Annotated in this window: 6 protein-coding genes; 4 read left to right on the top strand and 2 right to left on the bottom strand. The window is 63.8% G+C overall.

What is annotated here, in order from left to right; genetic code table 11:
* Positions 1-38: 38 nt before the first annotated feature.
* Positions 39-1283 (bottom strand): TIGR03862 family flavoprotein, encoded by a 1245-nt coding sequence (locus tag AC07R0_RS19740; RefSeq protein WP_495106104.1) that lies wholly within the window; start codon positions 1281-1283, stop codon positions 39-41.
* A 422-nt stretch (positions 1284-1705) separates the two neighbouring features.
* Between AC07R0_RS19740 and AC07R0_RS19745 the strand changes: the two genes are divergently transcribed.
* Positions 1706-2494 (top strand): transporter substrate-binding domain-containing protein, encoded by a 789-nt coding sequence (locus AC07R0_RS19745; RefSeq protein ID WP_495106105.1) that lies wholly within the window; start codon positions 1706-1708, stop codon positions 2492-2494.
* Between the two features lie 44 nt (positions 2495-2538).
* Here AC07R0_RS19745 and AC07R0_RS19750 read toward each other — a convergent pair whose 3' ends face one another.
* Entirely contained in the window at positions 2539-3330 is a 792-nt protein-coding gene (locus tag AC07R0_RS19750) for a transporter substrate-binding domain-containing protein (RefSeq protein WP_495106106.1), read from the bottom strand.
* A 252-nt stretch (positions 3331-3582) separates the two neighbouring features.
* Between AC07R0_RS19750 and AC07R0_RS19755 the strand changes: the two genes are divergently transcribed.
* From AC07R0_RS19755 to AC07R0_RS19765, 3 genes are all read left to right on the top strand, one after another.
* The gene (locus AC07R0_RS19755; protein ID WP_495106107.1) at positions 3583-4347 is read left to right on the top strand and encodes a response regulator; all 765 of its coding nucleotides are present in this window, start codon (positions 3583-3585) and stop codon (positions 4345-4347) included.
* A gap of 12 nt (positions 4348-4359) precedes the next feature.
* Complete coding sequence (locus AC07R0_RS19760) at positions 4360-5976, top strand: sensor histidine kinase (RefSeq protein WP_495106108.1); 1617 nt, start codon at positions 4360-4362, stop codon at positions 5974-5976.
* A 92-nt stretch (positions 5977-6068) separates the two neighbouring features.
* Complete coding sequence (locus AC07R0_RS19765; protein ID WP_495074709.1) at positions 6069-6314, top strand: hypothetical protein; 246 nt, start codon at positions 6069-6071, stop codon at positions 6312-6314.
* Positions 6315-6595: the final 281 nt, after the last annotated feature.

Below are 6595 nucleotides of genomic sequence, written 5' to 3' on the forward strand. Positions count from 1 at the left end.
TATATTTTCAATAGCTGTCTGCACAGGCAGAATCTGCGCTAGCGGCCTAAATACTTCACAGCCCCCAGACCCGCGCAACGCCCGCTGGCCATGCTCGCCGTGAGCAGATAGCCGCCCGTGGGAGCCTCCCAGTCCAGCATCTCGCCAGCGCAGAACACTCCTGGCAACGGCTCCAGCATCAGGTCGGCCCCCAAGGCTTCGAAAGCCACACCGCCGGCACTGCTGATGGCCTCATCGATCGGGCGTGTGGCTACCAGACGGATCGGCAGAGCTTTGATGGCAGCGGCCAGCGCGGCCGGGTTCTGGAAGCTGGCCTTGTCCAGCAGTTCATGCAGGATGGCGGCCTTGATGCCGTCCAGGCCCAGGCGGCTTTTCAAATGGCTGGACAGCGAACGCGTGCCGCGCGGGTGGCTCACCTCGGCCAGCACGCGCTCGGCGGTTTTGTCGGGTAACAGGTCCAGGTAGACGGTGGCGCTGCCGTTCAGCGCAATTTCATCGCGCACCATTGCCGAGGCGGCATACACCAGGCTGCCCTCGATACCGGTGGCCGTGGCGACGAATTCGCCCTGGCGGCGAAAGCTGTCGCCGGCCGCATTGGTAAAAGACAGGGCCACGGTCTTGAACGGCTGGCCGGCAAAACGGCTGCGGAAATGCTCTGTCCAGCCCGCCACGTCAAAGCCGCAGTTGGCTGGCTGCAGCGGCAACACCGGCACGCGGGCTGCCTGCAGCAAGGGCACCCAGGCGCCATCGGAACCCAGCCGGGCCCAGCTGCCGCCACCCAGGGCCAGCACCACCACGTCCGCCATGGCCTGCACCGGGCCTTTGGGGGTTTCGAAATGCCAGGCAGCACCCTCCAGCCCCACCCAGCGGTGGCGCATATGAAACTGCACACCCGCCGCGCGCAGCCGGTACAGCCAGGCGCGCAGCAGCGGGGCTGACTTCATGTCTTTGGGGAACACGCGGCCGGAGCTGCCCACAAAAGTCTCCACACCCAGGCCCTGGGCCCAGTCGCGCAGCTGCGCAGCGCCCAGGTCTTGCAACCAGGGTGCGACCTGCTCCTGCCGCGCACCAAAGCGGCTGGCGAACAGCTCCGCGGGCTCGGAATGCGTCAGGTTCAAACCGCCTTTGCCTGCCAGCAGAAACTTGCGCCCCACCGAGGGCATGGCGTCGAACAGCTGCACGGCGACACCAGCCTGTGCCAGCACCTCGGCCGCCATCAGGCCAGCCGGGCCACCGCCTATGACCAGTGCGGTTTTGCCCTTGGGCGTCATTTCGTCTTGCATGCCATCTTTCAGTGAGGTTCGGTAAGGAATGAGGGGGTGCCCGTGCCACGGTTACGGCGCCGGTCAGCGGAAGGTCGCAAAGGAGATGGGCTGCAGGCCAGGCCAAGCAGGTGCAACACCGCTGAAACAATGGGCTTCCACAATCCGGCCAGCAGCTGGGCAGCCACACACGGGGCAGGCCCGCAAACCCTGCATTATCCAAGAACCGGAGACACCTATGACGGTAGTTCTAAGCCTGTTGGGCGTGGCCCTGGTCCTATACGCCGGCCTGGCCATCGCGGCGGCTGCGTCCTACCCCAGGCACTGAGGGCTCTTTCGTTCAAGATGGCGGGCCGTATGTCGATATAAAGAGAACATCCGATTGCGCAGACAAGGGTGTAGCAACAGCCCCCACGGCCTCCATGCCTGCGAGACACACCACCATGCGCAAAGACAGCCGCCTGCTTCTCACTCTTCGCCCCCTGCTGGGCAGCGCCCTGCTGTGGCTGGCTACGCAAGCCAACGCCTTGACATCCGACGAGATCACCAGCCGTGGCTGGGTCAGGATAGGCGTGCTGGCCGGCCAGCCGCTTTACGGCTCCACCAACGAGAAGGGCCAGATGGTGGGCTACGACATCGATGTGGCCCAGGTGTTGGCCGGCTATCTGGGCGTGAAGGCCGAGCTCATCCCCCTGCCGCCGCCGGCGCGCATCAACGCCCTGCTGGACGGCAAGGTGGACTTTTTGGTCGCCACGCTGGCGCCCACACCCGAGCGCGCCAAGCTGGTGCTGTTTACCGAACCCTATAACGCCTTTCGCATGGTGGCAGTCGCCAACGCCAGTCTGCCCCTGGCCGGGCTGGACGAGCTGCGCGGCAAGCGCGTCAGCCTGAACCAGGGCTCCAGCCAGGAAAGCTATCTGCTGAAGACCAATCTGGCCGGCATGCAGCTACAGCGCTACCTGGACGACACCCTGGCTTTCCAGGCCGTCGTGGCCAACCAGGTGGATGTGGTGGTATTGCCGGAAACCGTGGCCCGGGAAGCCATACTGCGCCACCCGGACGCCAAGCTGGCGGTGAAGTTCACGCTGTTCAACCAGGGCAATGCCATGGCGGTGAAGCTGCCCGAGATCGAACTGCGCAACTGGCTGAACAAGGCTATCGACAGAATGCGCGCCTCCGGCGAGCTGGACAAGATTTCCATCAAATGGACGGGCAGCGCCGCGCCCAAATAAGCTGGACATTTACCGGGCGCGTTTAGTGCCCGGCCGGCACCACATCACTGGGGCAGGTCACCCACCGGGCGCCCCAGCCATTTGATCGCCATTTTGTCCAGGTCACCATTCTTGCGTGCGTCGGCGATGATGCCGTTGATCACCAAACGCAGCTTGTCCTCCCCTTTGGCCACGCCGATGTAGTTAGGACTGTCTTTCAGCAACAGCTTGAACTCGGTGCTGACCTTGGGGTTCTGTTGCATCATATTGCCCGCCACGGACGCGCCCACGGCAATCAAGTCCACTTGCCCATTCACATAGGCGGACACTGTTTTGGTGTTGTCTTCGTAACTGCGAATGTCCGCGCTGGTTGGTGCGAGCTTGCGAAGCTCCGTGTCTTCCACCGAACCCTTGGTGACCGCAACCGTTTTACCCGCCAGGTCTGCAAAGCCTTTGACTTGCATGGTCTTGCCGCCAAAGATGGCCTGGAAGAACGGCGAATAGGCTGCCGCAAAATCGATCTGCTTCTCGCGCTCCGGGTTCTTGCCCAGTGTGGCGATCACCACATCGGCCTTTTTGGATTCCAGATAAGGGATACGGTTGGCACTGATCACCGGCACCAGATTGACCGCCACGCCCAGCTTCGCACCAATGTAGTTGGCCACGTCCACATCCAGCCCCTGGATCTGAAAGTCCTTGCCCATGGAACCATACGGTGGGTAGTCCGGCGGCACGGCGATGGTGACCTTTTTGTTCTTCAAAATCGTGTCTAACGCGTTCTGCGCCTGGGCCGAGGCACCCAACAACAGCAACACACAACCCCAACCCAGTAAGCGGCAACTTTTGCGGATGTTCATAGTGGACCTTAAATAGGAAAAAACACGCTTCAACAGCACATCACGTGCCATCTTGGCCGCCTCCCGAGACTTTCAGTCCAATGCTATCAGCGCACTGTGAACAGAGAAAAACACCACCCGCACGCAGGATTCCATCCCTAAAGTTGGGGAAGCGGGAGGTGCACAGCACTCCATAGCCTAGCCAGGCGTAGCACGAACCGAGGGTGCTCGCTACACTGATTCAACCGGCATGCGCCTTCCTTCCACCCCACGATGCTCCACACCGCAGGCAATGCCAGCCCCCTGGTGCTGGTAGTCGATGACGAACCCGAGCTGCGCTCGCTGCTGGCCGAGTATTTCACCCGCCACGGCCTCGCGGTTTGCACGGCCGAAAATGCCGCTGCCGCCCGCCTTCTGATAGCCGAAACCGTGCCGGCGCTGGCGCTGCTGGACGTGCACATGCCCGGCGAAAACGGCCTGTCGCTGGCGCGCTGGCTGCGCGACCATCATCCGCGCATGGGCCTGGTCATGCTGACCGCTGCGGCCGATTCGGTGGACCGCATCGTCGGCCTGGAGCTGGGCGCCGACGACTACGTGCCCAAGCCCTTTGAAATGCGTGAGCTGCTGGCCCGCGTGCGTGCCGTGCTGCGCCGTGCCGATGTAACGGCTGCAGCGGCCTTGATGGACACGGCGCCAGCCCCGCTGGAGGCCAACCCCGCAGGCCGCCGGGTGCGCTTTGGCGACTGTGCACTGGACCTGGACCAGCGCCGGCTGCTGGATGCCGAGGGCCGCGAGATCGAAATCAGCGCCGCCGAATTCGACCTGCTGGTGCTGTTTGCCCGGCACCCCAATCGACCGTTAAACCGCGACCAGATCATGGAGCAGGCGCACAACCGCGGCTGGGATGTGTTTGACCGCTCTATTGATCTGCGCATCATGCGGGTACGCCGCAAAATTGAGCGCAACCCCGACAAGCCCGAACTGATCAAGACCGTGCGCGGCGTTGGCTACGTGTTCGTGCCGGCCAGCACCGACTAGCAAGCCTGCACCATGCCGCCCCTGCGTACATTCCACTCGCTCGGTCCAACCCAGCTGCATGGCGGACCTCCACCCTTGCTGGACCCACAACTCAGCAACATGCTGCTGGAGCACGTAACCGCCCAGCTCGGTGTACTGGACCGCGAGCACCGCTACGTATATGCAAACTACGAACTGCTGCAGTTTCTGGGCCGCAGTGCCGACCAGGTACTGGGCCGTTCTCTGGCCGAGGTGCAGGGCCAGGCAGCATTTGCCAACTACCTGCCGCTGGCCGAGCGCATGTTCCAGGGCGAATCGCTGCGCAGCGAGGGCTGGGTGGAGCTGCCCGGCATGGGACGGCGCTACCTGAGCGAAACCTGGGTGCCCTACGCCCCCACCGGCGGCCCGGTATTGCAGGTGGCCTGCTTCGGCCAAGACCACACGGCCCGCAAACAGCACGAACAGGAGCTGTCGGAACGGCAGGCCGCCGCCAACCAGATCGACCGCCAGCGCGAAGCCTTGCGGCAAAGCGAGAAACTCACCGCCATGGGCAGCCTGCTAGCCGGCGTGGCGCATGAGCTGAACAACCCGCTGGCCATTGTTATGGGCCGGGCCATCCTGCTGGAAGAAAAATGCGCCCAGTTGCCAGAGATGCCCGAGCTCAGCACCGACGCCCAGCGCATCCGCGAGGCAGCCGAACGCTGTGGCCGCATCGTGCGCACTTTTCTGAACATGGCGCGCAGCCGTCCGCCGCAGCGCGGGCCGGTGGCCATCAACGACATGGTGCGCGCCGCCTGCGACATGCTGCAGTACGGCTACCGCACCCACGGCATCCAGCTGGAACTGGCCCTGGCCGATGGCCTGCCGGTGGCGAATGTGGACGGCGACCAGATCGGCCAGGTGGTGATGAACCTGCTGGTCAACGCCCAGCAGGCGCTGGCCGGCGTGCAGGGCATGCGCCGGGTGCAGGTGCAGACCGGGCTGGAGCTGCGCCGCAGCAACCGCGAACCGCGGGTTTGGCTGCGCGTGGCCGACAACGGCCTCGGGGTACCGGTACCGGCCCGTGAGCGCCTGTTCGCTCCCTTCTTCACCACCAAGCCCGAGGGCATCGGCACCGGCATGGGCCTGGCCATGTCGCGCACCCTGGCGCGCGACCATGGCGGCGACCTGAGCCTGGAGCCAACACCCACCCAGGGCGGCGCAAGCTTTCGACTGAGCCTGCCGATCAGCGGCGAAGCCGAAGCCGATAGCCAACCAGCGCCGCTGCCCGAACCCTACACGGCACAGGGGCAGCGCGTGCTGGTGGTGGACGACGAGGCCGAGCTGGCCAAGCTGATGCGCTACCTGCTGGAGAGCGGCGGCTACGAGGTGGCCACCGCCGAATCCGGTGCGGTGGCGCTGGAAATGCTGGCCACGGCGCGCTTTGACGCCATCGTCTCCGACCTGCGCATGCCGGATATGGACGGCGCCGGCCTGTGGCGCGCAGTAACTGCCGCCCACCCACGGCTGGCGCGGGCCATGCTGTTCGTCACCGGCGACACCTTGTCGCCCGACGCGCACGCGTTTCTGAAAAGCACACGCTGCGATTCACTGGACAAACCGTTTTCCCGCGCGGACCTGTTGGCCAAGGTGGCTGCGCTGCTGGCTTAGCAGCCCGCTGAAACAATTGAAACATGCGTGCAGCGCGCATGAAACACAGGCTGGCGAGCATTGGGTATTTCCACACCGATACGGAAGCCCCCATGCACCTGCCTTTCCTCAAACATGCCCCCGCCCACGGCTCCTGGCTGGACAGCACCGTGAACCTCTACAGCCAATGGCGCGAAGCTTGGCAAGTCCAGCACCCGCAGCACACCAGCGCCCGTCGCCTCGCCGAGGTAGGCCCATACCTGCTCAGCGATGTGGGCTGCCCTGCCAACCAGAAAGAGGACCTGCACGCCATTCGCCGAGAACTACGCCAGAGTTGCGCTGACGTATCCGTTCATTGAGCGGTGCGGAAGATTTCCGGCGGCCGGGAGGCTTGGCTGGGAATCTTTAAGGGAAAAGTGGCTCTGGCGCAGGTTTTATCTGCGCTAGTAGCTATCAAAAAATGAGCAGATTAGTTTTTAGCTCTTTAGCATTTGATTGATTGGTCGTCTCTGTCATCCCCGGCCGGGATTTGCGCCCGGCGGCGCAGTACCTTTCTTTTGCGCGGCTGTATGGACCGGGTACCTAGGTAACAGGTGTGCGAGGACATAGTAAACACATAGCTCATGGTTTGCCCAGCGTA

The organism is Rhodoferax sp. GW821-FHT07F03 (assembly GCF_059418745.1).